The 23,508-nt window shown below is 72.2% G+C and carries 21 protein-coding genes; 6 read left to right on the top strand and 15 right to left on the bottom strand.

The features are described 5' to 3' along the window. Positions 1–44: 44 nt before the first annotated feature. Positions 45–1,025: an endo alpha-1,4 polygalactosaminidase gene (locus OO63_RS22635; protein ID WP_030362156.1), complete on the bottom strand. Its 981-nt coding sequence runs from the start codon at positions 1,023–1,025 to the stop codon at positions 45–47. Between OO63_RS22635 and OO63_RS22630 the strand changes: the two genes are divergently transcribed. Next, entirely contained in the window at positions 1,024–1,500 is a 477-nt protein-coding gene (locus OO63_RS22630; RefSeq protein WP_030362155.1) for a GNAT family N-acetyltransferase, read from the top strand. The genes OO63_RS22635 and OO63_RS22630 overlap by 2 nt on opposite strands. On the opposite strand, the gene OO63_RS41525 is transcribed toward OO63_RS22630, so the two are convergent. From OO63_RS41525 to OO63_RS22595, 6 genes are all read right to left on the bottom strand, one after another. Then, positions 1,497–2,990: a GNAT family N-acetyltransferase gene (locus OO63_RS41525; RefSeq protein WP_078619297.1), complete on the bottom strand. Its 1,494-nt coding sequence runs from the start codon at positions 2,988–2,990 to the stop codon at positions 1,497–1,499. The genes OO63_RS22630 and OO63_RS41525 overlap by 4 nt on opposite strands. Positions 2,991–3,221: 231 nt before the next feature. Continuing rightward, entirely contained in the window at positions 3,222–4,223 is a 1,002-nt protein-coding gene (locus OO63_RS22615) for a zinc-binding dehydrogenase (RefSeq protein ID WP_030363510.1), read from the bottom strand. A gap of 259 nt (positions 4,224–4,482) precedes the next feature. Next, positions 4,483–5,736, bottom strand: coding sequence for an NAD(P)-binding protein (locus OO63_RS22610; protein WP_051811094.1), 1,254 nt, complete (start codon positions 5,734–5,736; stop codon positions 4,483–4,485). Positions 5,737–5,881: 145 nt separating this feature from the next. Further along, a complete protein-coding gene (locus OO63_RS22605; RefSeq protein WP_030363508.1) occupies positions 5,882–6,382 on the bottom strand; it encodes a hypothetical protein in 501 nt (166 codons plus the stop codon). Positions 6,383–6,596: 214 nt separating this feature from the next. Further along, positions 6,597–7,349 carry a response regulator gene (locus OO63_RS22600; RefSeq protein ID WP_030363507.1) on the bottom strand — a complete coding sequence of 251 codons (753 nt, stop codon included), beginning with the start codon at positions 7,347–7,349 and terminating at the stop codon, positions 6,597–6,599. Further along, the gene (locus OO63_RS22595; protein ID WP_106983549.1) at positions 7,339–8,919 is read right to left on the bottom strand and encodes a sensor histidine kinase; all 1,581 of its coding nucleotides are present in this window, start codon (positions 8,917–8,919) and stop codon (positions 7,339–7,341) included. The genes OO63_RS22600 and OO63_RS22595 overlap by 11 nt, the downstream gene beginning before the upstream one ends. A gap of 577 nt (positions 8,920–9,496) precedes the next feature. Between OO63_RS22595 and OO63_RS22590 the strand changes: the two genes are divergently transcribed. Then, on the top strand, positions 9,497–10,054 hold the full coding sequence (locus OO63_RS22590; RefSeq protein WP_030363505.1) for a GlcG/HbpS family heme-binding protein: 558 nt from the start codon (positions 9,497–9,499) through the stop codon (positions 10,052–10,054). 78 nt (positions 10,055–10,132) lie between these two features. After that, positions 10,133–11,596, top strand: a complete 1,464-nt coding sequence (locus tag OO63_RS22585) for a M1 family metallopeptidase (protein ID WP_078619296.1) — start codon at positions 10,133–10,135, stop codon at positions 11,594–11,596. 132 nt (positions 11,597–11,728) lie between these two features. Here the strand turns inward: OO63_RS22585 and OO63_RS22580 are convergent, their stop codons facing one another. The 4 genes from OO63_RS22580 to OO63_RS22565 all read right to left on the bottom strand — a co-directional run bounded on the left by OO63_RS22580 (position 11,729) and on the right by OO63_RS22565 (position 14,809). Continuing rightward, positions 11,729–12,253, bottom strand: coding sequence for a GNAT family N-acetyltransferase (locus OO63_RS22580; RefSeq protein WP_030363503.1), 525 nt, complete (start codon positions 12,251–12,253; stop codon positions 11,729–11,731). Between the two features lie 143 nt (positions 12,254–12,396). Next, the gene (locus OO63_RS22575) at positions 12,397–13,485 is read right to left on the bottom strand and encodes a hypothetical protein (protein WP_030363502.1); all 1,089 of its coding nucleotides are present in this window, start codon (positions 13,483–13,485) and stop codon (positions 12,397–12,399) included. Beyond that, on the bottom strand, positions 13,482–14,081 hold the full coding sequence (locus OO63_RS46885) for a PadR family transcriptional regulator (RefSeq protein ID WP_234311471.1): 600 nt from the start codon (positions 14,079–14,081) through the stop codon (positions 13,482–13,484). The genes OO63_RS22575 and OO63_RS46885 overlap by 4 nt, the downstream gene beginning before the upstream one ends. Positions 14,082–14,233: 152 nt before the next feature. Next, complete coding sequence (locus tag OO63_RS22565) at positions 14,234–14,809, bottom strand: TerD family protein (RefSeq protein ID WP_030363500.1); 576 nt, start codon at positions 14,807–14,809, stop codon at positions 14,234–14,236. 277 nt (positions 14,810–15,086) lie between these two features. On the opposite strand from OO63_RS22565, the gene arfB reads away from it, so the two are divergent. Next, on the top strand, positions 15,087–15,530 hold the full coding sequence (gene arfB, locus OO63_RS22560) for an alternative ribosome rescue aminoacyl-tRNA hydrolase ArfB (RefSeq protein WP_030363499.1): 444 nt from the start codon (positions 15,087–15,089) through the stop codon (positions 15,528–15,530). A gap of 112 nt (positions 15,531–15,642) precedes the next feature. Here arfB and OO63_RS22555 read toward each other — a convergent pair whose 3' ends face one another. After that, a complete protein-coding gene (locus OO63_RS22555) occupies positions 15,643–16,161 on the bottom strand; it encodes a flavin reductase family protein (protein ID WP_030363498.1) in 519 nt (172 codons plus the stop codon). A 622-nt stretch (positions 16,162–16,783) separates the two neighbouring features. On the opposite strand from OO63_RS22555, the gene cdgB reads away from it, so the two are divergent. Beyond that, positions 16,784–18,460, top strand: a complete 1,677-nt coding sequence (gene cdgB, locus OO63_RS22550; RefSeq protein ID WP_030363497.1) for a diguanylate cyclase CdgB — start codon at positions 16,784–16,786, stop codon at positions 18,458–18,460. 251 nt (positions 18,461–18,711) lie between these two features. Continuing rightward, positions 18,712–19,758 carry a carbohydrate-binding protein gene (locus OO63_RS22545; RefSeq protein ID WP_030363496.1) on the top strand — a complete coding sequence of 349 codons (1,047 nt, stop codon included), beginning with the start codon at positions 18,712–18,714 and terminating at the stop codon, positions 19,756–19,758. Positions 19,759–19,804: 46 nt separating this feature from the next. On the opposite strand, the gene OO63_RS22540 is transcribed toward OO63_RS22545, so the two are convergent. The 3 genes from OO63_RS22540 to OO63_RS22530 form a co-directional block, all read right to left on the bottom strand. Beyond that, positions 19,805–20,740 carry a 1-phosphofructokinase family hexose kinase gene (locus tag OO63_RS22540; protein ID WP_030363495.1) on the bottom strand — a complete coding sequence of 312 codons (936 nt, stop codon included), beginning with the start codon at positions 20,738–20,740 and terminating at the stop codon, positions 19,805–19,807. A gap of 198 nt (positions 20,741–20,938) precedes the next feature. Next, positions 20,939–22,105, bottom strand: a complete 1,167-nt coding sequence (gene nagA / locus OO63_RS22535; RefSeq protein WP_030363494.1) for an N-acetylglucosamine-6-phosphate deacetylase — start codon at positions 22,103–22,105, stop codon at positions 20,939–20,941. 7 nt (positions 22,106–22,112) lie between these two features. Next, positions 22,113–23,117: an ROK family protein gene (locus OO63_RS22530; RefSeq protein ID WP_030363493.1), complete on the bottom strand. Its 1,005-nt coding sequence runs from the start codon at positions 23,115–23,117 to the stop codon at positions 22,113–22,115. Between the last annotated feature and the right edge of the window lie 391 nt (positions 23,118–23,508).

Here is a 23,508-nt window from a genome sequence, read left to right as displayed (position 1 = left end):
GTGCGGCGCGCCGTCGTCCGGCGCGCGCCGTCGTCCGGCTGGGCTCAGCGGCACGCCTTCCGGTACGCCCCCGTCGGCGGCTCGTCCTTGATCAGGCCGTCCAGGCCGTGCCGCCGGTGCGTACGGCAGGCCTTCGCCGGGTCGGCCACCGACGTCCTGTAGTCGACGGCGAACACCGCCTTGCCCGCCGCCACGAACGCCTTCAACTCCCCGCACTCCGCGAACTCCACGCACTCCTCGGGCAGCGCCCAGTCGAAGGAGTCCACGAGCCGCGCCGCCGTCCCCGGCTCGTTGTGGCCGTTCTTCATCCCGACGGACAGCCCGCGCGCGTGCGCCTGCCGCGCGACCTCCCGGTACCAGGAGAGCTGGTCCGCGAGCGGGATCCGGAAGCCCGGGTCGTTGCCGCGCGGATTGTTCTGGTCGGGCTCGACCCCGTCGCAGCCCATGCGTTCCGCCAGGTCGAACCGCGCCCAGACCGCCTCCGCGAACGCGTCCCGCGAGTCCTCGCGGATGTCCAGCCAGCGCTCGCCCGCCCAGCCGGTGTCCCACCCGATCACCGAGCCCTCCGCGGGAGCGTGCGGCCGGTTCGGGATGGCGTCCTTGCGCTTCTCGTGGCCGGGGAAGCGGGACGCGTCGGGGCGGTAGTGCTCGTACGCCCCCGTGTCGACGTAACAGATCACGACGGGGCGCGGGCGGCGCGCGTGCAGCTCGTCGATCTTCCCGGCGAGCGGGCCCGCGGGTACGTCGATGACGTCGCCGTCGGCGTACTTGAGCTGTGCGCCCTCGGGGGCCAGGTCGAAGAGGTCGATGTCGTACATCTGGCGGGGCGCGGAGAGGTCGTAGGGCTCGGTGATCTGCCAGTCCCAGTCGGTGATCTCTCCTGGCGCGGGGGCCCACCAGGCGGGGTCGGCCGGGGGCCCCTGGCCGGGCTCCTCCGCGCAGCCGGTCAGGGCGGCCGCGAGGAGCAGCAGGACGGCGGAAACGCGGTTGACCCGGCGGCGCGGCCTGTGGCTTGCTGCGCGCATGATCCGTACCGCCACACCCGATGACATCCCGCTCATCCACACCCTCGTCCGTGAGCTCGCCGAGTACGAGAAGGAGCCGCACGAGGCCCGCGCCACCGAGGAACAGCTGCGCGAGGCGCTGTTCGGCGAGCGGCCCGCCGCGTACGCCCACATCGCTGTGGACGACGCGACGGGGCTGCCCGTCGGTTTCTCCCTGTGGTTCCTGAACTTCTCCACGTGGCGCGGGGTGCACGGCATCTACCTGGAGGACCTGTACGTACGCCCCGAGGCGCGCGGCGGCGGCCACGGGAAGGCGCTGCTGCGGGAGTTGGCCCGCATCTGCGTCGAGCGCGGGTACGAGCGTCTTGAGTGGTCCGTCCTGAACTGGAACGCGCCGTCGATCGCTTTCTACGAGGCGATGGGGGCGCGGCCGCAGGACGAGTGGACGGTGTACCGGCTGACCGACGGCGCGTTGGCCGACCTTGGCTCCTCCTAGAACTCGTCTGCGGTGTGCGGCAGGTGGGCCGTGCGCAGGGCCGCGTCCAGGGCGGCCGCCGAGCCTGGGGTGTGCTCCGTGGCCAGGCCCGCGCGGACGGCCGCCGTGATCCGGGTGCCGCCGAGGTAGGCGGCGCCCAGGTCGCGGACCTCGATGCTGAGGTCGGCGGGGGCGGACGTGGGTTCGTACGTGGCCTTGTACGTCGCCGTGCCCGTGCCTTCGTACGGGGTGTCCGTGCCCTCGGCCGTGGCGTCCCCCGGTGCCACCGTCAGGCGGAAGCGGCCGTCGTTCGCCGGGACCTGGGTGTCGGTGACCTCCAGGACGAGGGCGGCGGGGGCGGCCCAGTCGCGGGCTTCGAGCGCGGCGCGCACGTCCACGAGGCGCAGCCACAGCGCCGGGAAGTGACCCGTCACGCGGACCTGGTCGCGGTCCGCGGCGAACAGGAGCAGGGAGTCGTCCACGGGGCGGCCCCAGGCGCGGACCACGCCCGTGAGGTCGATGTTCGCGAGGTAGCGCCAGAGGGCGGCGGCGGCCTGCGGGGTGTCGGCCTCCAGCTCGTCGAGGCGGACCAGGCCGGGGGCGTCGTCGCGGGTCTTGGTGCGGTAGACGGCGTAGCCCTTGAGGGGGGCGGGGGTGTCGGGGCTGCCGAGGCTTTCGGGGCTGGTGTGGCTTTCGGGGCTGGTGTGGGCGCCGTCGGCCTGCGTGCCGTCGGTCTGCGCGGCGGCTCGGGTGGCGTCGGCCCGCGTGCCGTCGGGCCCGGCGCCGAGCACGACCACCCGGGGCGGCGACAGCTCGTCGTCCTCCTCGTCCTCCGTGACCAGCCACTCCTCGCTCCACCACGCCTCACTGCGGGCGATGCGGCCGGCGCGGTCGGCCCGGGTGCGGTCGTAGTACGCGCCGAGCAGGGCCGGGGCGTCCGCCGGGTCGACGAGGCGCAGGGGGCCGTCGTCCGGGGTGACGCGCAGGGCCAGCGGGCGCTCGGAGTTGATCTCGACGGTGTTGCCGTGGGTGGCCGGGCCGAAGCCGAAGCGGCCGTAGATCGCGTCCTCGGAGGCCCAGAGCGCGGCCACCGGACGGCCCTCCTCCCGGCACATCTCGTACAGCTTCGCGATCATCCCGGAGAGCACGCCGCGACGGCGGTGCGTCGGCGCCACGGAGACGAACGTCAGGCCGGGGCAGGGGAGTTCGCCGCCCGGCACGGACACCGTGAACCGGAACGCCGCGATCAGCCCGACCAGGGCGTCCCCGTCGTACGCGCCGATGCGGTCGCAGCCGAGCAGCAGGTCGTGGTGGTGTTTGCGCTTCTCCTCCTCGGGCGTGTCGTGGAACACGAGGTACGCCAGGTCGAGGGCGCGGTCGATGTCTGTTTCGGGGAGGGGGCGGATGGTGAGGGGGGTGGGGGTGTGGGGTGCGGAGGTGTGGGGCGCTGTGGTGTGGGGTGCGGAGGTGTGGGGCGCCGTGGCATGGGTGGCGGGGCGTGCGGAGTCCATATAACGGACGGTAGTTCCCGTTTGTCGTACGAGCACCTTGTTTTCGCCAGGGGTGGGGTGGGGGTGGGGCCCGCAGGTCGGGAGCCCGGGAGGGGCGGGGCCGGAGCCCAAGGTCGGTGGCCGGGGCCGGGGCTGGGGCTGGGGCTGGGGCTGAGGCCGATCCCCGACCGCCGGAGGCCGGGCCCGGGTGGGGCTCGGCGTGGCTCCGCGCCGAGCCACCGCTCCGCCCGGCTACGGGATCAGCACCACCTTGCCGGACGTCCCCCGGGACTCCAGCGCCCGATGCGCCGCAGCCGCCTCCCGCAACGGGAACCGCTGCACCGCAGGCGTGAAGTACCCCCCGGCGTACGCCTCCAGCGCCGCCAGCTCAAGCACCCGCACCGGATTCTCCCCGCCCGCCCTCTGCATCATCGCCGGCCCCAACGGGTTGACCTGCGTGATCCCCCGCTCCGCGAGTTCGTCGTCCCCGAGCGTCACCGGCCCCTCCTTCCCCGACCACCCGAACGTCACATGCGTCCCGCCCGCCCCCAGCATCTCCACGACCTCTCGTCCGACGGCCCCACCGACCCCGTCGAACACCACGGTCGCCCCGCCCCCGCCGAGCCCCTTGAGGTAACCCCGCACCTCGTCCTGCCACCCCGCGGCGGTGTAGTCCACCGCCAGATCCGCCCCGTTGTCCCGCACCCGCGCCACCTTCGCGGGCCCGCCCGCGAGGCCCACCACCGTCGCCCCGGCATGCTTCGCGTACTGCACAAGAAGCGTCCCGATCCCGCCCGCCGCCGCCGGAATCACCACCACCGACTCCTCGTCCAACTCCACGAACTGCAGGACCCCCATCGTCGTCCGCCCCGTCCCGATCAACCCCACCGCCTCCGCGAAGTCCAGGCCCTCGGGGAGCTCGTGCAGGCGGGCCGCGTCCGTCACGGTCAGCTCGGCGTACCCGCCGGGCGCGAAGCCGATGTGTGCGACCACGCGCTTGCCGAGCCACTTCGAGGGCACGCCCTCCCCGACGGACTCGACGGTTCCGGCGACCTCGCGGCCCGGCACCGTGGGCAGCGCGGGCAACTCCGGCAGCGGCCCCTTGTCGCCCTCGCGGATCGCCGTGTCGATGAGGTGGACTCCCGCCGCGGCGACGGCGATACGCACCTGGCCCGCCGCCGGCCGGGGGTCCTCGACCTTCTCGTACGTGAGGTTCTCGGCGGGGCCGAAGGCGTGGAGGCGGACGGCGTGCATGAGGTCTCCCTGGGGGTGACGTCGGGGTCCGTCCGGACCGCTGAGGGCCGCCCGGACTGCTGACCCTCGCCACTCTTCAACCTCATGCGGACTTGAGGTCAAGCCGCTCGAACGGACTTGAGGTCGACCCGCTGGGGCGGACGTGAGGTCGACCTGCGCGGGCGACCTGGTCGGGTGGACTTGGGGGCGACCTGCTGAGGCGGACTCGGGGGGCGACCCGCTGGGGCTGACTTGAGGTCGACCTGCGCGGGCGGCCCGCTCAGGCTGACTTGAGGTCGACCCAGGGGGTGTCGTCGCCCGGACGCCCCCCACCGGCCATCCCCCTCCGCCTGGTCAGCGCCAGCGTCACCGACTCGATCGCGCTGTTGAACGACACCTCCGACAGGAGTCCGGGCGCCGCCACCTGATCCCCCGCGAGATACACCTCCCCGCCCCGGTCCACCGCCGGCCGGTCGCGCCAGGTCGTCCCCGGCCGGTCGACTGCCCCGGTGCGGCCGTTCGCCACGCCCGCCCGCCGCCAGGTCACGCGCTCCCGCCAGTCCCGGAAACCGAGGTCAAGCAGTTCCTCGGCCCGAGCGACACCGTCCGCCTTGGACTCCTTGGGGCCGATCGGGATCTGGGCCTGGACGAGCTGCTCACCGGCGGGCGCGAGCGTGCGGTCCTGCGTGGTGAACCGCTCCACCCACCCCGTCTCATCCAGATCGGACACCGCGAACAGGTCCCCGCGGCGGCTCCGGACCGCCACATCCACCAGCGCCGTGCGCCCGCTCTCCCAACGCAGCGTGTCGTCCTTCAGGAGCCGTCGCGCCGCGTCCAGCGACGTCGCCACGACGACCGGGCCCCGATCCGCCAACTCTCCCACGTCGTCCACCCGCGCCAGCGTCTCCACCCGCACCCCGAGGTTCCACGCCAGGCCCGCCATCCGGTCGATGACCGCCCCCCAGCCACCCACCGGATAGTGCGCCTCCGGCGGGAACTTCGCGGCCCGCCGCAACCTCGTGTGCACGAACCGCGCCGACAGCGAACCAGGGTCGTGGTGGAACAACGCCACCGCCGAGTAGTGCGCCGCCGCCCGCGCGCCCTCCTCACCCACCTGCGCGCCCGCCCACGTCGCGAAGTCCACATCCACCGGCGCCTGTTCCGGCGACCGACGCAACAACTTCAGCATCGCGAACGGCGGCGTACGACGCAGCGCCCCATGGTGGCGAAGCCGCAGCCGCGTCCCCTCGATCGGCGGGATCGGCGCGAGGTCCCCGATCAGCCCCCGCTGCTTCAACCACGTCCAGTGCGGCCCGCCGTTGTACAGCGCATGCGGCCCTTCATTCGTCTTGTACGCCCCCTCCGCCGTCCGGGCCCTGCCCCCCAGCGTGTGGTGCGCCTCGTGCAACGTGACTCGCGCACCGGCCTCCGCGGCCGTGATCGCGGCGGTGAGCCCGGCGAACCCACCACCGACCACGCTGATGTGGGTCTGGGAACGGCCTGGGGAGTGGGGAGCACGGGTGGCGCGGGCCATGGGCGGCCTCCGTTTCAGTCAACCCTCACGGGCACGAGAACGCGTTCACCCTTACGACGCACACCCCCACCCCGAATGTGACATCCCCCCACCGGCCCGCACGTCAGCCCACTGCCGACAGACGTCAGCCCATCGGCGACGGACGTCAGCCCACCCGCGGAAACTGTGCCTGCAACGTCCAGATCACCGGATTCGCCCCCAGCTCCTCATGCATGTCGATGAGGTCGGCCAACAGGTCGTGCAGGAAATCCCGCGCCTCCTTCCGCAGCTCCCCGTGCGAGAACGTGAGCGGTTCCTCCTCCGCCCTCATCCAGTCCGCCTCGATGTTCACCCACCCGAACCTCCGCTCGAACAGCATCCGGTCCGTCGACTCCGTGAAGTCCAGCTCCGCGAACTGCGACCGCGATGCCCGGCTCCCCAGCGGATCCCGGTCCAACTGCTCCACGATGTCGCACAGCGCCCAAGCGAAGTCGAGCACCGGCACCCACCCCCACGCCGTCCCCACTTCCCGGTCCGCCTTGGTGTCCGCCAAATACACATCCCCGCAGAACAGGTCGTGCCGCAGCGCATGAACATCCGCCACGCGGTAGTCCATCTGCGGCGGGTCCGGAAAACGGCGAGAAAGGGCGTAACCAATATCGAGCACCCGCCCGATGGTGCCACGCTCCCCGCCCCCACCACGCCCTCGCACCACCTCGGGGTGGCCTCGGACCCGCCCTGCACGCTCTCTCCCACCTCGGAACGCCCCCCAGGGAAACAACCACCGCCCCCAGCGAAATCAACTGCCGTTCCCCAGGGGAGATAGTTGCCGCTCCCTAAGGCCGCAACCGCCGCTCCGCAGGGGAGAAAGTTGCCGCTCCCTAGGGCAGCAACCGCCGCTCCTTGGCCACCGCCACCGCCCCTGCCCGCGTATCCACCCCCAACTTGTCGTAGATCCGCCCCAGGTGCGTCTTCACCGTCGCCTCACTGATGAACAGCGTCCTCGCGATCTCCCGATTCCCCTTCCCCTGCGCGAGCTGCTTGAGAATGTCCAGCTCCCGGGCCGTGAGCGTGGGCCGCGGCTCCCGCATCTGCGCCATCACCCGGGACGCGACGGGCGGCGACAGCGCCGTACGCCCCTGCGCCGCCGCATGAATCGCCGCGAACAACTCCTCGGGCCGCTCGGCCTTCAGCAGATACCCCGTCGCCCCCGCCTCAATGGCCCGCGTGATGTCAGCATCGGTGTCATACGTGGTCAGAACCAGCACCCGCGGCGCCCCACCACCCCCCTCACCACTGCCGCCCTTGCCGTCGCCACCGCCACCGCCACCGCCACCGTCGCCACCACCGTCTGTGCCGCTGTCGCCGCCACCCTCGCCCCCGCGCTCCCCGGCCGCGATACGCCGTGTCGCCTCCACGCCGTCGATCCCCGGGCCCAGCTGCAGGTCCATCAACACCACGTCCGGCGCCAACTTGGCCGCCAGCGCCACCGCCTCCTCACCTGTCCCGGCCTCACCGATCACCTCGATCCCCGGCGCACTGGCCAACAGCGCCAGCAACCCGGCCCGCACCACCACATGGTCGTCACACACCAACAGCCGAACCGGCTCACTCGTGGGCGTACTACTGCTCATGGGCACTCCCGGATGACGACGGATCGGAGGGCGGCGGCCACGCGGGCGGCGGGCCTGTGGACGGGGATGGTGGTGCGGACGGCTCCGATGGCGTGGCCGAGGGCGACGGCGTGGACGGGGCTGAACGCGACGCCCCCGGCGTGGGCGAAGGGGGCGCCGCAGGCGTGCCTGCGGCCGTACCTGCGCCGGTGCCCGTGCCTGCGCCCGCACCGGTGCTGATGCCCGTGCCTGTGCCTGCGCTCGGTCGAGTGCCCGAGGCCGAGGGCGCGGTCAAGGCGATCGACACCGACAGAACTGTCCCCTCGCCCGGCGCCGACTCGACCGTCAGTGTCCCGCCGAGCTGCCGAGCCCGTGCCCGTATCGCAGGCAGTCCGTGTCCCCGCCCGGCCCGGGCACCCGGCCCACGCGGACCGGGCCCCCGCTGATCGCCGGTGGCCGCGCCTTCTCGTGCGGTGTCCCCAACCTCGGACGCCCGCTCGTCCTGCCCGTCGGCGAACCCCGTGTCGTCCCCCGCGACCACGAACCCTTTCCCGTTGTCCGCGATGTCGAGAACCACCTGGTCGTCCAGGTAGGTCAGCGTCAGCGCCGCCGCGCTTGCGTCCGCGTGCTCGCGTACGTTCGCCAACGCGCCCTGCGCGATCCGGAGCAGCGCCGACTGGGCTCTGCCGGGCAGGGGGACGGGCTTGCCCTCGGCGTGGAACTGAATGGCCAGCTCCCCTTCCGATTCTCGTGCGGCGAGGGTGCTCAGGGCCGACGGCAGGGCTTCGCCGTCGTCGGTACCGGCGTCCGCGAGGTCTGCGGGCGCTAGGTCGTGGACGAATCTGCGGGCTTCTGCCAGCCCGCGCTCGGTGATGGCCGCCGCTGTCCGGACGTGGGTGCGGGCTGTCGCCGGGTCGGCGTCCCATACCCGCTCGGCGGCCTGCAGCAGCATCTGCTGGCTGGACATGCCCTGGGCCAGGGTGTCGTGGATCTCCATAGAGAGGCGTTGGCGCTCGGCGAGGGTGCCTTCGCGTCTTTCGGTGGCGGCAAGCTCCCGTCGGGTGCGGATCAGGTCGTCGATCAAGGCGCGCTGCTGCGCTGTCTGGCGCTGCATGTGGATGAACATGGCGGTGGCCACGGCTGCGACGGCGGGTGGTGCGAAGGCCAGGTTCGGGTCGAAGCTGCCGGCGAGTCTGAGCTGAGCGGCGACCACGAGGGCGGTGAGGGCTGTGACCAGGACGAGTGCTGCTCGCGTCGGGAGCGTGCGTAGTCCCGTATAGAACAGGGGCACCGCGCACCACGCGAAGCTCGGTGCGAGGACGACCAGGACCACCCATGCTCCGACCACTGAGCCCAGCCAGAACGGGCGGCGGGTGCTGGGCGCGGCGCCGGGGGCGGGGCCGAGGAGGTAGAGGACGGCGAGGGCGATGGACAGGGCGACGACGCCCGGGGTGCGGGGCTCGCCCGGGTGGCGGAGGAGGAAGCGGGTGAGGGAGGCGGCGAGGAGAAGGAAGAACGCCGTGTGCATGACGGGGGCGAGCCAGCGCGACTCAGGGGCCGCCGGGTGGAGGCCGGCCGTCTGCTGACCCATGGCGTGGGTCTCGCCTTCGCCCTGCCTCGCTCCGCGCAGGCCGTTCTTGCCTTGATCCGGGGCGCTGAGGCCCTCCGGGTGCTGTTCGGCGGCGCCGAGGCCGTCTGTGTGCCGTTCCACGCTGGCCTCCTTCTCGGCCGCTGCTCGCCCTTGATCGCACGGGCCTGATCCCGCGCGCCCGATCCCGTGTACCTGGTCCCGTGCGCTCGACCCTGCGCACCGGATCTTGTCCACCGGATCTTGTCCACCTGATCCTGCGCGCCTGGTCCCGTGCGCCGGATCCGACGCGCCTGACTCGCTCGCGCGGCGGGACCTCACACGATGACGCGCATGACCGCACACGCTTGATCGCACACGCCTGAACTGGGAAGACATCCCCATTCTGGCTGGTGGTGCCGAGCGCCCGGATCAACCGATCGGTTGACATGGCCGTCAGCCGATTCGTGCGCGGCAGGCAGCCGTAGGGCCGACGAGGAGCGGCGGTCAGCGGCCGGACGATGGATTGCGAGGCGGGGATCGATTCGCCGCCCACTCTCAACAGCCCGCATCCGCACAGGAGTCAACGGACATGAAGTCGCTGAAGCAGCTCTCCCCGCGCACCCGCATCCTCACCACCGCCGCGGCCCTCGCCACGGTCGGCGCCGCGACGTTCGGCACGGTCTCGGCCACGGCCGGGACGCCGGACGCTGCAGCCAAGGCCGCCGTGACAGCCGACGCCGGCAACCGCCACCTGACCAGCTCCACGCACCTCAACGTGGCCGCCGCGACCAAGGCCGCGGAGGCCGCCCTGGACGCCGCGAAGAAGGAGAACCAGCGTGTGACGGTCGCCGTGGTCGACCGCAACGGCAACACCATCGTCACGCTCCGCGGCGACGGCGCCGGCCCGCAGTCCTACGAGTCCGCCGAGCGCAAGGCCTACACGGCCGTGTCGTGGAACGCCCCCACCTCCGAGCTGGCCAAGCGCCTCACCCAGACGCCGAACCTGAAGGACATCCCCGGCACGCTCTTCCTCGCGGGCGGCGCCCCTGTCACCGCCAAGGGTGCCCCGGTCGCGGGCATAGGCGTGGCGGGCGCGCCCAGCGGCGACCTGGACGAGAAGTTCGCGAAGGCAGGAGTGGCGGCGCTCAACCGCTGACCGAAGCCCGAGCGGACGCCGCTCAGCTGACGCCCCTGGCATGACGTCTGGCGGGGCGGTGGCCATAGGATCACCGAGGTGAACTACCGAGCCACCGCCCCTCTGACCAAGGGGCCCCGCGCCCGCCGTATCGCCCCCGCAGCCCTGGCCGCCCTGACGCTGACCGCCCTCACCGCCTGCACCGGCGGCGGGGTCGACGGAACGCCCGGCGCCGCAGGTGTGCGCGACCCGTTCTTCCCGAAGCTCGGCAACGGGGGATACGACGTGACGCACTACGGCCTGACCCTCGGCTACGACCCGGAGAACCGCCATCTCACCGGCACGGCGGACATCACAGCCCGTGCGACCAAGAAGCTCAGCGCCTTCAACCTCGACCTCAAGGGCCTGGAGGTCAAAGAGGTCACCGTCGAAGGCAAGGAAGCCCGCTTCAACCGCGCCGGTGACGAGCTGACCGTGCGGCCGCGTGACGACCTTGACCGAGGTGAGACGTTCCGCGCGACCGTCCGCTACTCCGGGACGCCGCAGACGGTCACCGATGCGGACGGAGCGAAGGAGGGTTGGCTGAAGGGGGAGGAGGGTGCGCTCGCGGTCGGCGAGCCCGCCGGTTCGATGGCGTGGTTCCCGAGCAACAACCACCCGAGCGACAAGGCCGCATACGACATAAAGATCACCGTGCCCAAGGGGCTGAAGGCGATCTCCAACGGCGAGCTGACGCACGAGACCACGACGAACGGCCGCACCACGTTCGCCTGGCACAACGCCGAGCCCATGGCGACCTACCTGGCGACTGTGGCGATCGGCAAGTACGACACCAAGAAGTCGATGACGGCCAAGTCGGACTCCGGCATCCCGGTGTTCACGGCGATCGACCGGACACTGCCGGACGGCAAGTACAAGAAGACCGAGAAGGTCCTCTCGAAGATCCCCGAGATCATGGACTGGGCGGAGCTGAACTTCGGCACCTACCCCTTCTCCTCGACCGGAGCGATCGTCGACGACCGGGTGAACCTGGGCTACGCCCTGGAGACCCAGACCAAGCCGGTGTTTCCCTCCAGCGAGGTCAACACATCGACGCTTGTCCACGAGCTGGCCCACCAGTGGTTCGGCAACTCGGTCACGCCGAAGACATGGCAGGACATGTGGCTGAACGAAGGCCTTGCCAGCTACGCGGAGTGGTTGTGGGAGGAGGACAACGGAGAGGACAGCGCGCAGGACATCTTTGACGCGCTGTATGAGCAAGGGGACGACGAAGACCTCTGGGCCTTCCCGCCGGCGAGTCAGCCGGACGCCGCGAGCATCTCGGATGATCCGGTGTACGACCGGGGAGCGATGGTGATCCACAAGATCCGGGAGACGGTCGGCGACGACACCTTCTACGACATCATCCAGGGCTGGACGAAGACCTACCGCCATGCGAACGCGAACACCAAGGACTTCACGACATACGTCGAGAAGCACGCGGGGGACGATGAAGCGCGCGAGGAACTGAAGAAGGTGTGGGCGGACTGGCTCTACGGGGACGGGAAGCCGGACAACCCGTAGGCCCAGGGGGCGTCGGCCCGCGCCGGACAGCAGGGCGCCGGACAGCAGGGCGCCGGTCAGCAGGCGGCACCGGCTCAGAGGACAGAGGTCCAGAGAGCCCGACCACCACCCGAGCCGCCCCGCGCCACGCGCTCACAGAGGCTTGCGCAATACGGCGCAGGGGCGGCCGAGTTGGGTGTCCTCGCGATGGTCGAGGAGCTCGTAGCCGAGGGTGGTCCAGAAGGCGAGGGCCTTCGGGTTGTTGTCGAGGACGGCGAGGCGCACGGCGCTGCGACCCGCTGTGCGGAAGCGGTCCTCGGTGGCGGTGGCCAACCGGCGGCCGAGGCCAGTGCGTTGGACTCGGGCGTCCACCAGGAGGAGGCCGATCCAGGGGTCGGGGTCGGCCGGGTCGGGATGGTGGGTGAGGGTGACGACGACGCCGATGAGCCGGCCCTCGGAGCGGCCGAGGAGGACTTCGGCGCCGGGTTGGGAGAGTTCGTCGGCGAGGGCGGTGGCGACCTGTTCGGTGCTGATGTGATGTGCGTCCGGGAAGTCTCCGCTGAGAGCGAAGAACTCGTGGTTGGAGGCGTAGAGGGCGGTGAGTTCCGTGAGGAGAGGGCCGGGCAGGTCGCCGGGGGAGGTGCCGTCGGTGGCGGAGGCGAGCGGTTCGAGGAGCATGCGGCGCAGGCTAACCGGCCGGGAGGAGAACGGGGTGGGCGTCCAGGAGGGGCTTGGGCCGGCTGTGTGAGATGGCGGGGCCAGCGGCTGCGGCTAGGACGGCGGGCCGGGGCTGCGGCTAGGACGGGGACCCGGGGCTGTGGCTAGGACGGGGAGCCGGGGGGCGGGGAGTTGCCGGGGTCCGCGGTGGTGGGGGTGGGGCGCTTGGTGGAGCGGCGCCATTCGCCGACGAGGGACCAGAGGGTCGCGCCGAGGGCACCCGTGTTGGCGGCGAGCCAGAAGGGGGAGGTGTCGGAGTCGGTCAGGTTGTCGATGAGCAGGATGGTGAGGCAGACGGCGAGGAAGCAGGAGCCGTAGAACTGGCGGCGGGCGAGGCGCTGGCCGCGGCGAGGGCCTTCGGAGAGGCGGAGGGCGTAGACCTCGACGTCGCCGAAGACGTCGGCGGCGGGTTCGGTGCCGGGAGTGGAGGCGAGGTGGTGGCGGGCCTCGCGTATGTGGTCGCGGGCCTCGGCGGACGGCATGGCGTGGCGGCCGCGCAGGAGGCCGTCGAGGTGGGCGAACCAGGCCTCGTCGTCGCCACTGCGAGGGGCGGCGGTGAACCAGCGGTCGATGGTGGTGTCGGGGAACTTCACGGCGGCGGCGGTGACGGCGAGGCAGACGAGCATCAGGACGGGGACGGGGAGGGCGAAGAGCTCGCCCGTGGGGACGAAGGGGGTGACGCCGACTCCCGTGCAGACGGCTCCGGCTGCGGCGGCTGCGAAGTACCAGGCGCCGCGGACCCGGCCGGCGACGCGGGTGGCGAGGGCAGCGGCGGCCAGCGAGGCGCCGAGGACGACGGCCGCGGTGATGGTGAAGGAGGGCCAGCCGATGCCGACCCAGAGGCCGTCGCGGAGCCACTCGAAGCCACAGAAGAGGAGTCCGCCGATGCCGAGGGTGACGAAGGAGCCGGAGACGCGTTCGCCGGGGGTGAGGCCGTGGGCGTCGCTGCGGGCGCGGTGTTCCTCGGGGATGCGTTCGTCGGCGACGGACTGGGCGTAGGCGTCGGGGTCGCCGAGGAGGTCGAGGGCGGGGCGGTCCTCCTCGTGGACGAGTTGGTGCGCCTCGGCGAGGACGTCGGCGGCGAGGCCGGCGGGGGCGTCGTGGTCGAGGACGAGGCGTACCTCGACGGAGGCGGCCCAGGCCTCGTCCTCCTTGCGCTCCCAAGTGAGCTTCGGGTGGCGGTCCTTGGTCATGTCGGTTCCCCCGGTTCCGCTGCGTGAGGTGTGGGCCGTGCCGTGCCGGGGTCGTTGGGTGCGTCGGTTCCGGTGAGGGCGGCGACGGAGTGGGTGAAGGCGGCCCAGGCGGTGCGGTCGTGGTGCAGGCGGGCTCGGCCCGCGTCGGTGATGCGGTAGTACTTCCGGCCGGGGCCGCCCTCCCCGGCGCCCCACTCGATCTCGACGGAGCCGTCCTCTTCGAGGCGGGTGAGGGCCGGGTAGAGGGTGGCGGCCTTGACGCCGTCCAGGCCGGCGGTGGTGAGGCGGTTGAGGAGGGCGTAGCCGTAGCTCTGCTTCTCGGTGTCGAGGATGGCCAGGAGGCAGAGGGGCAGGGCGGCTCGGGTCCAGGCGGTGTGGACGGTGCCGGGTGCGGTGCTGGTCCCTGCAGTGCCGGTTCCCGTGGTGCTGGTCCCTGCGGTGCCGGTTCCCGTGGCGTCGGACCCTGCGGTGCTGGTGCCGGTGCTGGTGCCGCCGGTGCTCGGGCCCGTGGTGGTGCTGGTGCCCGGGGTGGCGGTTGCCTTCGGTGGTTTCGGGATTTCGGGTCCCCCTTCCTCTCCGGCTTCCTCTCCGGCCACGTTTTCTCGACTAGTTGTGAATTTAGAATAGTCGGGGAGAGGGGCTAGTGCCAGTGGGGTGGGGGGCGGAAGGGGGTGGGGGCATGGCGAAGGGCCCCGACCTGGTGGGGTCGGGGCCCTTGCGTGGTGCTGGTCCGCTACGCGGTGGAACCTCAGACGTTGACGCCGAAGTCCTGCGCGATGCCGACGAGGCCGGAGGCGTAGCCCTGGCCGACGGCGCGGAACTTCCACTCGGCGCCGCTGCGGTACAGCTCGCCGAAGACCATGGCGGTCTCGGTGGCGGCGTCCTCGGAGAGGTCGTAGCGGGCGATCTCGGTGCCGCCGGCCTGGTTCACGATGCGGATGAACGCGTTGCGGACCTGGCCGAAGTTCTGCGAGCGGTTCTCGGCGTCGTAGATCGAGACCGGGAAGACGATCTTCTCGACGTCGGCGGGGAGGCCCGCGAGGTTGACGTTGATCTGCTCGTCGTCGCCTTCGCCCTGGCCGGTGACGTTGTCGCCGGTGTGGACGATGGTCTGGTCCGGCGTCGCCTTGTTGTTGAAGAAGACGAAGTGGGCGTCGGAGTAGACCTTGCCCTGGGGGTTCACCGCGATGGCGGAGGCGTCCAGGTCGAAGTCGGTGCCCGTGGTGGTGCGGACGTCCCAGCCGAGGCCGACCGTGACGGCGGTCAGGCCAGGTGCCTCCTTGGTGAGCGAGACGTTGCCGCCCTTGGACAGGCTTACAGCCATTGTTGGGAGTCCCTTCCTAGCGTGAGTACAACCGTGTAGTACGTGCGTACTTTGCGGGCTTCGTGCTGGGACGAAGCTACCGACACCCCTATGAACGCCGAGGGGGGTATCGAAGGTTCCATATGCCGAGGACTGTCTTTACTTTCTTTACTCGTTCGATGCGGACCGGAGTTGTCCTGGATGTGGGCCGTCGACGGGGGCCGTCGGCGCGGTCTTCGGGGGTGGGTGGGATGCGGGCGGGAAAAGCGGGTGACGTGGGGTGTTCGTACGCGGGACCATGGAGCACATGTCCGGTCACCGCGCTTACGTCATCCGTGGCTCCGTCTCGCTGCCCGAGGCCGAGCTGATGTGGCGTTTCTCGCGGTCCTCGGGGCCCGGCGGGCAGCACGTCAACACCAGTGACTCGCAGGTCGAGCTGCGCTTCGACCTCGCGCGCACGGAGGCGCTGCCCGAGGTGTGGAAGCAGCGGGCGCTGGAGCGGCTCGAGTCGCGGCTCGTGGGCGGCGTCATCAGCGTACGGGCGAGTGAGCACAGGTCGCAGTGGCGGAACAGGGAGATGGCGGCCACGCGCCTCGCCTCCCTGCTCGCGGAGGCCACCGCTCCGCCGCCCAAGCCGCGCCGCGCCACCCGCATCCCGCGCGGGATCAACGAGCGGCGGCTGCGGGAGAAGAAGCGGCGCGGGGAGACCAAGCAGGGGCGGTCGGGGAAAGACTGGGGATAGGCCCAGGTCCAGATCCGGGGCGCCTGAATCCGGTTCGCCTGGATCCGGGCTGCCTGGATCCGGTTCGTTCACGTCCGGTTCGCCCGCGCTCAGGCCGGGGCCGTGTGGGCGGCTAGCCCAGTTGCCGGTAGCGGCCCTTGAAGTACAGGAGTGGGCCCCCGTCCGCGCTCGGCAGTTCCGCCGTGAGTACGCGGCCGATGACCAGGGTGTGATCTCCCGCCGTCACGGTCTGTTCCGTGCGGCACTCAAGGGTGGCGAGGGCGCCGCCGACGAGGGGGGCGCCGGTGATGTCGCCGCGTACATAGGGGATGTCCTCGAAGAGGAGCCGGTCGCTGATGCGGCCCTTCATGGCGAAGCGGCCCGCGATGTGCCGCTGACTCTCGGTCAGGACCGACACCGCCCACAGCGGCTGCTCCGCGAGCAGGTCGTCCATGCGGGAGCCCTCGCGCAGGCTGACCATGACCAGGGGCGGGTCCAGGGACACGGAGAGGAAGGCCGTCGCCGTCATGCCGACGTCCTCGCCGCCCGGGGCCGTCGGGTCGTCCGGGTCCAGCGGGGGCTCTTGGGCCGTCACCAGGACCACGCCCGCGGCCAGGCGGGACATGGCGGCGCGGAACTCGTCGTTGCTCACCCCCACAGGATGAGGGGTGGACGAGGCCCGAGGCGGAGTCTGGGTCCGAGGCGGAGTCTGGGTCCGGGGCGGAGTCTGGGTCGGGGTCTGGGTCTGGGTCTTGATGGTCAGGTCGGCAGCCACGTCGTTGACGCTAGTCGCGCATTCGGGCGCTCCGCATCGGACCCCGGGCCGAGGGAGGACCTAGGGCGAGACCTAGGACTTCCCGGGACGGGAGGCTCCGCGGAGGCGTATGGTGCGCGGGACTCCGGGGCGGGACCCGGGGCGGACTCCGGCGGGCCCGGCGGCCATGGTGCAGTCCCGTGGCCCCTTGGCCAAGGCTTGTGCATCACCCTCCGCATAGCTCAAATTTGGCTCAACTCCAGGGCTCAAATCGGACCTCTCACCTGTGACTTGAGTCACAGGGCCCATATTTTGTTGACCCTGTGTACCGGGTGGGCAGCTCGCTGTGATTCAGTGACGGTGGCAATCGGACAGGCACGGAACAGGCACGTACAGGCACAGACGCCGGGCGCCACAGCGCGACGGGGCGCGAAGGAACGCACGGCGGAGAGTCAGAGTTACGGACACTGAGGAAGCTGCGGATCCTGGAGTTGCTGTCGAGGTCTCGGGGAGAGCGAGCATGGAGACCGAGTCGGAGCCGTACGTCCGTCTTGCGACCCTGCGGCAGCTGCATCAGGTGGTTGCGGACCTCAACACGGCCCGCAGCCTCGCGGACACGCTGCAGACCGTCGCCGACGGCGTGGTCAACGGCCTTGGCTATGAACTGGCGTGCGTCAACCTCGTACGCCCGGACGGCGACCTCGTCGTCGCCGCGTTCGCGGGCAACCCGGCGGCCGAGGCCCTGATCACCGGCCGGGTCGGCTCCCGGGAGTCCTGGGAGCGCCGCCTGGCCATGGGAGAGGCCTGGGGGGCGCTGCGCTTCATCCCGTACACGGAGGGCTGGGTCCTCGACGAGGACGACGTGCCGCAGTGGTACACCGAAGGCCCCGAGCCCCGCTTCGAGGACGAGTGGCACCCCTCCGACCGGCTCTTCGCGCCCATGTACGCGACCGGGTCGTCCGGCGGCGAGCTGATCGGCGTGATCTCCGTGGACCGGCCGCGCAACGGGCGGCGCCCGGGCGCATGGGGGCGTGAGGCGCTCCAGATGTACGCCTTCCAGGCCGCCATCGCCATCAGCAACGCCCGGCTGCGCGCCAACATGCAGCGCGCCCTGGTCCGTCTTGAGCGCGAGCAGCAGGCGCTGCGCGCCAGCGAGGAGAGCTTCCGGCAGGCCTTCGAGTACGCGCCGAGCGGCATGGCGATCGCCGAGATGGGCGGCGACCAGCACGGGCGGATCCTGCGGACGAACGACGCGCTGTGCCGGCTGCTCGGCCGCCCCGCGTCCGCGATGCGGCGTTACTCCTTCTCCGACCTGGTGCACCCCGAGGACATCGGGACGCTCCTTCGCACGTCGGCCGAGGGCGGGCGGGCCGAGCTGCGGTTCGCGCGGCGCGACGGGACGTACGTGTGGGTGTCGCTGCGGAACTCGGTGGTCGCGGACGCCGCGGACGGGCCCCGGTTCCTGCTCACGCACGTCGAGGACATCGAGGAGCGCAAGCGCCGTGAGCTGCAGCTCGCGCACCGCGCCTCGCACGACTCCCTGACCGGCCTGCCGAACTCCGCGGAGCTGCGCGCCCGCCTCAGCTCCCGGCTCTGTCGCAGGCCGCACGCGGGCCAGCCGTCCACGGTGGACTCGCTGGACGCGGCGTACGACAACAGCGGGCTCTACGCGTCGGGGCATGCCATCGGGCACGGGCACGGGCCCTCCGGGGGCGCGCACGCGGGGGCGCACGGCGACGGCTATGACCACCACGTCCATACCGTTGCCCCGCCCGAGGAGACAGTCCCCGACGACGGCACCAAGGGCCTCGCCGTCCTCTTCTGCGACCTCGACGGCTTCAAGTCGATCAACGACCGCTTCGGGCACCACACCGGCGACGCCGTCCTCATCGAGGTCGCCCGCCGTCTGACCAGCGGAGTCAGGGACGGGGACACGGTGGCGCGGCTCGGCGGCGACGAGTTCGTGGTGCTCGCCGACGGGCTCGGCCGGGCCGACGCGCAGGACCTCGCGGTGCGGCTGCGGAACGCGATCATCCCGCCGATCAGGGTGGACGGGCGGGCGGTGCGCGTCGGCGCCAGCTTCGGCATCGGATGGGCACATTGCGGGATGTCGGCGGACGAAGTGCTGCACTCCGCCGACCAGCGGATGTATGTGGAGAAAAGGTCGCGGGCCAAGCAGCACCGGCGGGCCGGGTGAGGGTGCGCACACCACAGCGTGCTGCCTGTGCGCCGTGCGCGCGGTAGGCGTGTGAACTCCCGTACGCGAGCGTGAACTCCCGTGCGCGGCAAGGGGTGCGGTGCTCCGGCGCGGCCGCCCCGGCGGGTGCGACCGCTGGTGTTCCGGCCGATGTCCCCGCCCATGTCCTGGAAGAAGTCAACGTCAACTCGGGCGGTCACCCGGAGCGGGTAGGCTCGCCCGCATCCGCGATGCGAGGGAGTGACCTGCGAATGACGCCCGGCAATAACGGCGAGCACACGCCGCGCGCGCCAGAGGGCGATGACGACCCGTTCGGCTACCTGTACGCAGACGGCCAGGCGGCCGGTGCGACACCGCCCTCGGGCGGCGGGTACGGCTACCCGGGGCCGCGGTCCTCGTACAACCACGTCCGCGCGGTCGGAGAGCGCCAGTACGGGCAGCAGGCCCAGGGCCAGCCTCCCGCCTACGGCCAGGCCCCGGCGTACGGTCAGCAGCCCGCGTACGGCCAGCAGCCCGGGCAGCCCCCGCAGCAGGCCTACGGACAGCCCAACGCCCACTACGCGGCGCCCGAGGCGCAGCCCGGCGTCACCGCGTCCATGCGGCAGGCCGGCGGGCCCGGAGCGCCCGGCCCGCACGTCCCCGCCGGTGGCGGTGGCCGTGGCCGCGGGCCCAACACCAAGGGGCTGCTGATCGGCGCTGTCGCCGTCGTCGCCGTCGTGGCTGTCGGGATCGGTGCCGCGATGGTCTTCGGCGGGGGTGACGACGGCGGCGAGGACGACGCGAAGAAGCCGGGGTCGAAGGTCAGCCAGTCCGAGACCGACGCGCCGAGCCCCTCCGCGTCGAAGGACGACGACAAGGACGACGTCGAGCTGCCCAAGTCCGACGCCAAGGCCCTCAAGCTGGAGGGCGGCACCACCACCGCGTCCGACATCGAGGGCGCGCAGTCCGCGGGCGGCGTGTACGTGGCGGGGCTCGACAAGCCCGGCGCGCAGGTCACCTGGACCGTCGACGGGATTCCCAAGAGCGGGCCCTACACCGTCTTCGTGGGGTACTCCGTGCCCGGCAAGGCCGCCGAGACCACGCTGGGGATCAACGGTACGGCGTCCGGGCGGAAGCTCAACATGGACAACTTCACCGGGGCCAAGGAAGGCGCCTGGGACAAGGGGTGGACGAAGACGTTCGCCTTCGTCCAGCTCAACAAGGGCACCAACACGGTGTCCGTGTCCTGCCAGGCGGGGGACAAGTGTGACGCCGTCCTGGACCGGGTGTGGCTGAAGGCGGGGCACGTCAAGGAGTAGGCGGTGGGGGCGGGCCCCGCGGGGCTCCGCCCCCGGACCCCGCTCCTCAGCCGCCGGAGGGGCTGGTACTCACCGCGACCTTCGGCAGCACGTCCTCGTACACCGCCGCGTCGAACTCGCCCGCCACGGGTGCCGCGACCGTGGCCGCCGACAGGGCCACCGCGCGGGAGAGCCGGTCCGGCCAGGGGAGGCGGCGGACGAGGCCGGAGAGGAGGCCTGCGACGGCCGAGTCGCCCGCGCCGGTGGGGTTGCCGCGGACCTGGCCCGGAGGTGTGGCGCGCCAGGTGCCCTCGGGGGTGAGGGCGAGCAGGCCGTCGGGGCCGAGGGAGGCGACGACGGCGTGGGCGCCGCGGCGGCGGGCGTCGCGGGTGGCCTGGGCGGGCTCGTGGGCGCCGGTGAGTTCGGCGAGTTCGTCGGCGTTGGGCTTGACGATGTCGGGGCGGGCGGCGACGCCGCGGCGCAGGGGCTCGCCGCTGGTGTCGAGGAGCACGGGTACGGCGGCGGCGCGCGCGGCGCGTATCAGGAGGGCGTACGCGCCCACCGGCACGCCGGGCGGGAGGCTGCCGCACAGGGCCACGGCGCTCACGTCGTCGCCGGCCAGCAACTCCTCGTAGGAGGAGAGGAATCCGGCCCACTCGGTGGGCGAGACCGTCGGTCCTGGCTCGTTGAGCTGGGTGGTGTCGCCGGTGCGGGCGTCCACGACGGCGAGGGTGCGGCGGGTGGCGCCCGCGACGGTGCGCAGGCCGTCCCGGACGCCGGGCACGCGGGCGAGGTGGTCGCGCAGGGTGCGGCCGGTGTCGCCGCCCGCGAAGCCGGTCACCGTCACGTCGTGGCCGAGGGCGGCGAGCACGCGGGCGACGTTCAGGCCCTTGCCGCCCGCGCGTTCGGTCACTTCGGTGACGCGGTGCGAGGTGTGCGGGGTGAGGGAGGGAACGTGGTACGTGATGTCCAGGGCGGCGTTCAGCGTGACCGTGACGATCACTGCTTTCACCCCCGGGCCCACGGTTCCGCGTGCTTGCGCATGCTTGCGCGTGTGCGGCTTTCGGGTCCTGATCATGCCAAAAAGAAGGCGGTTGGCCCAGACCTCGGACCAACCGCCTCGGATATCGGTCACCGACCCCTGTGCGCTGTCGGTGCCGGTGAATCCGGCCGACCTGCTCTTCGGCTGGGGGTCCGGGGGTCATCCCCCGGGAGAACGCAGCGGCTCGATGACCCAATCGCCCTTGCGCATCACGCCCTTGAGCGTGAACTCGGCGTCCAGGACCACGATGTCGGCGTCCTTGCCGGGCTCCAGGGAGCCGACCCGGTCGTACATGCCGAGGAGCCTCGCCGGGTTCGCGGAGATCGCGGCGACGGCGTCCTCGACGGGCAGCCCGTCGACGGTCACCGACCGCTTGAACGCGCGGTCCATGGTCAGCGTCGAGCCGGCGATCGAGCCGCCCTCGGTGAGCCGCGCGACGCCCTCCTTCACCTCGACCTCCAGCGGGCCGAGCAGATAGGTGCCGTCGCCGAAGCCCGCCGCGTCCATGGCGTCCGTGATGAGGGCGACGCGGTCGGCGCCCGCGTGGTGGAAGGCGAGACCGAAGGCGGCCGGGTGCAGATGCGTGCCGTCGTTGATCAGCTCGACGGTGATCCGCTCGTCCTCCAGGAGGGCGGCGATGGGGCCCGGGGCGCGGTGGCCGAGGGCGGGCATGGCGTTGTAGAGGTGGGTGGCGACGGTGGCGCCCGCGTCGATGGCGGCCTTCGTCTGCTCGTACGTGGCGTCGGTGTGGCCGATCGCCGCGATCACGCCGTGCTCGGCGAGCAGGCGTACGGAGTCGATGCCGCCCGGCAGCTCGGTGGCGAGGGTGACCATGCGGGCCTGGCCGCGGGCCGCGTCGATGAGCTTGCGGACCTCCGCCGGGTCCGGGTGGCGCAGCAGGGCCTCGCTGTGGGCGCCCTTGCGGCACGGCGAGATGAACGGGCCCTCGAAGTGGACGCCCGCGATGTCGCCCTGCTCGGCCAGCTCGGAGAGCAGGCCCGCGCGCTGCGCGAGGGCGTCCATCTCGCCGGTGACCGTCGAGGCCACGACGGTGGTGGTGCCGTGCAGGCGGTGCGTCCGTACGCCGTGCAGGATGTCCTCGGCCGTGCCGCTGGTGAAGGACGCGCCGCCGCCGCCGTGGTTGTGGATGTCGACGAAGCCGGGGACCAGCCAGTGGCCGGTCAGGTCGACCGTCTCGACTGCTTCGGGGTCCGCGGGCATGCTCCCGGCGACGCGGCCGTCCTCGGTGACGATCACGCGGCCGCCCGGGACGGTCCCGGTGGGCAGTACCACTTGGGCACCGGCGAGAACCTTGCTAGTGGCCATCGGGTGGTTACCTCCGGGGAGTCGGGGTCGCGGGGTTGGTGGTGGTGGCGTCGGCCGTGGCTCGTGCGGTGGGGGCGGCGGCCTGCCCGGTGGCGTCGAGCAGGTCCCAGGCGAGGAGCCCCGCGCCCAGGCAGCCCGCCGCGTCGCCGAGTGCCGCCGGGACGATCTCCGGCAGTGTCTGGAACTCGACCACGCGGGCGGCGACCGCCGCGCGCAGCGGTGTGAACAAGGTTTCCCCGGCCTCCGCGAGGCCGCCACCGATGATCAGCGTGTGCGGGTCCAGGAGGGTGAGGGCCGTGAGCAGGCCGTCGGCGAGGGCGTCGACCGCGTTCTGCCAGACGGCGAGGGCCTGGGGGTCGCCGGAGCGGACCGCCTTCGCGCAGTCCGCCGCGTCCGCGGCCGGGTCGCCGCTGGCCTCGGCCCACGCCTTGCTGACCGCGGACGCCGACGCCAGGCGCTCCAGGCAGCCGCGCTGGCCGCAGCCGCACGGGGGGCCGCCGGGGCGTACGACGATGTGGCCGATCTCGCCCGCGGAGCCGTGGGCGCCGGGCTCGATGGTGCCGCCGATGCCGATCGCGCCCGCGATGCCGGTGCCGAGGGGGACGAAGAGGAAGCGGTCGGCGCCCTTGCCCGCGCCCAGGCGGCCCTCTGCGAGGCCGCCCGTGCGGACGTCGTGGCCGAGCGCCACGGGGATGCCTTCCAGGCGGGTGCTCAGGAGGTCGCGCAGGGGTACGTCGGACCAGCCCAGGTTGGCCGCGTACACGGCGATGCCGTTCTCCGCGTCCACGATGCCCGGTACGGCCACGCCGGCCGCTGCCGCCGGTTCGCCCAGGTGCGCCACTCCGTGGGCCCTCAGGTCGGCCGCGAACTCGGCTATCGACTCGACCACGGCGTCCGGGCCGCGGTCGCGGCCGGTCGGGCGGCGGGCCTCGTGCAGCAGCGTGCCGTCCGCCCCTACCAGGGCGGCCTTCATTCCTGTGCCGCCCACGTCCAGGGCGATGACATGTCTCACGGGGACAGTGTCGCGTGTGACCCCGCGAGAGGTCTAGTCCACCTGCGTGCGGGTCGTCCTTCGCGGGGCGCCCCAGTCCCGCCCCTTTCCCGAAACCGGGGCTCCGCCCCTGGACCCCGGGGGTGGGTGTCCCGGTGCCGTGGGACGGGGGCGCCCTCGATCGGCGCTCCGCGCCTCGTCCTCAAACGCCGGACGGGCTGAAATCGACTTCGCCGAGGTGGGCTGAAAGGCGCCGGGCAGGCAGTGCGTCCCACCCTGCCGAAGCAATAGCAGGGGCGGGCGGGTGGGAAAGAGCCCGTCCGGCGTTTGAGGACGAGGCGCGGAGCGCCGATACGGGGGTGAGCCTTGCGGGGCTGGGGGTGCCGGGCTGTTGCTCGGCTTGGTGCGAGTT

The sequence above is a fragment of the Streptomyces alboflavus genome (genome assembly GCF_000716675.1).
GTDB classification, from domain to species: Bacteria; Actinomycetota; Actinomycetes; order Streptomycetales; family Streptomycetaceae; genus Streptomyces; species Streptomyces alboflavus.
Note: the sequence above shows the minus strand (reverse complement) of the source record. Positions and strands in the feature narration are given on the sequence as shown.

Excerpts from the sequence above, each read along its gene's own strand:
- cdgB (WP_030363497.1), top strand. The coding sequence starts at position 16,784 with ATGGAGACCGAGTCGGAGCCGTACGTCCGTCTTGCGACCCTGCGGCAG.
- OO63_RS22615 (WP_030363510.1), bottom strand. The coding sequence starts at position 4,223 with ATGCACGCCGTCCGCCTCCACGCCTTCGGCCCCGCCGAGAACCTCACG.
- nagA (WP_030363494.1), bottom strand. The coding sequence starts at position 22,105 with ATGGCCACTAGCAAGGTTCTCGCCGGTGCCCAAGTGGTACTGCCCACC.
- OO63_RS22630 (WP_030362155.1), top strand. The coding sequence starts at position 1,024 with ATGATCCGTACCGCCACACCCGATGACATCCCGCTCATCCACACCCTC.
- OO63_RS22575 (WP_030363502.1), bottom strand. The coding sequence starts at position 13,485 with ATGACCAAGGACCGCCACCCGAAGCTCACTTGGGAGCGCAAGGAGGAC.
- OO63_RS41525 (WP_078619297.1), bottom strand. The coding sequence starts at position 2,990 with ATGGACTCCGCACGCCCCGCCACCCATGCCACGGCGCCCCACACCTCC.
- OO63_RS22595 (WP_106983549.1), bottom strand. The coding sequence starts at position 8,919 with ATGGGTCAGCAGACGGCCGGCCTCCACCCGGCGGCCCCTGAGTCGCGC.
- arfB (WP_030363499.1), top strand. The coding sequence starts at position 15,087 with ATGGAGCACATGTCCGGTCACCGCGCTTACGTCATCCGTGGCTCCGTC.
- OO63_RS22545 (WP_030363496.1), top strand. The coding sequence starts at position 18,712 with ATGACGCCCGGCAATAACGGCGAGCACACGCCGCGCGCGCCAGAGGGC.
- OO63_RS22565 (WP_030363500.1), bottom strand. The coding sequence starts at position 14,809 with ATGGCTGTAAGCCTGTCCAAGGGCGGCAACGTCTCGCTCACCAAGGAG.
- OO63_RS22580 (WP_030363503.1), bottom strand. The coding sequence starts at position 12,253 with ATGCTCCTCGAACCGCTCGCCTCCGCCACCGACGGCACCTCCCCCGGC.
- OO63_RS22600 (WP_030363507.1), bottom strand. The coding sequence starts at position 7,349 with ATGAGCAGTAGTACGCCCACGAGTGAGCCGGTTCGGCTGTTGGTGTGT.
- OO63_RS22635 (WP_030362156.1), bottom strand. The coding sequence starts at position 1,025 with ATGCGCGCAGCAAGCCACAGGCCGCGCCGCCGGGTCAACCGCGTTTCC.
- OO63_RS22610 (WP_051811094.1), bottom strand. The coding sequence starts at position 5,736 with ATGGCCCGCGCCACCCGTGCTCCCCACTCCCCAGGCCGTTCCCAGACC.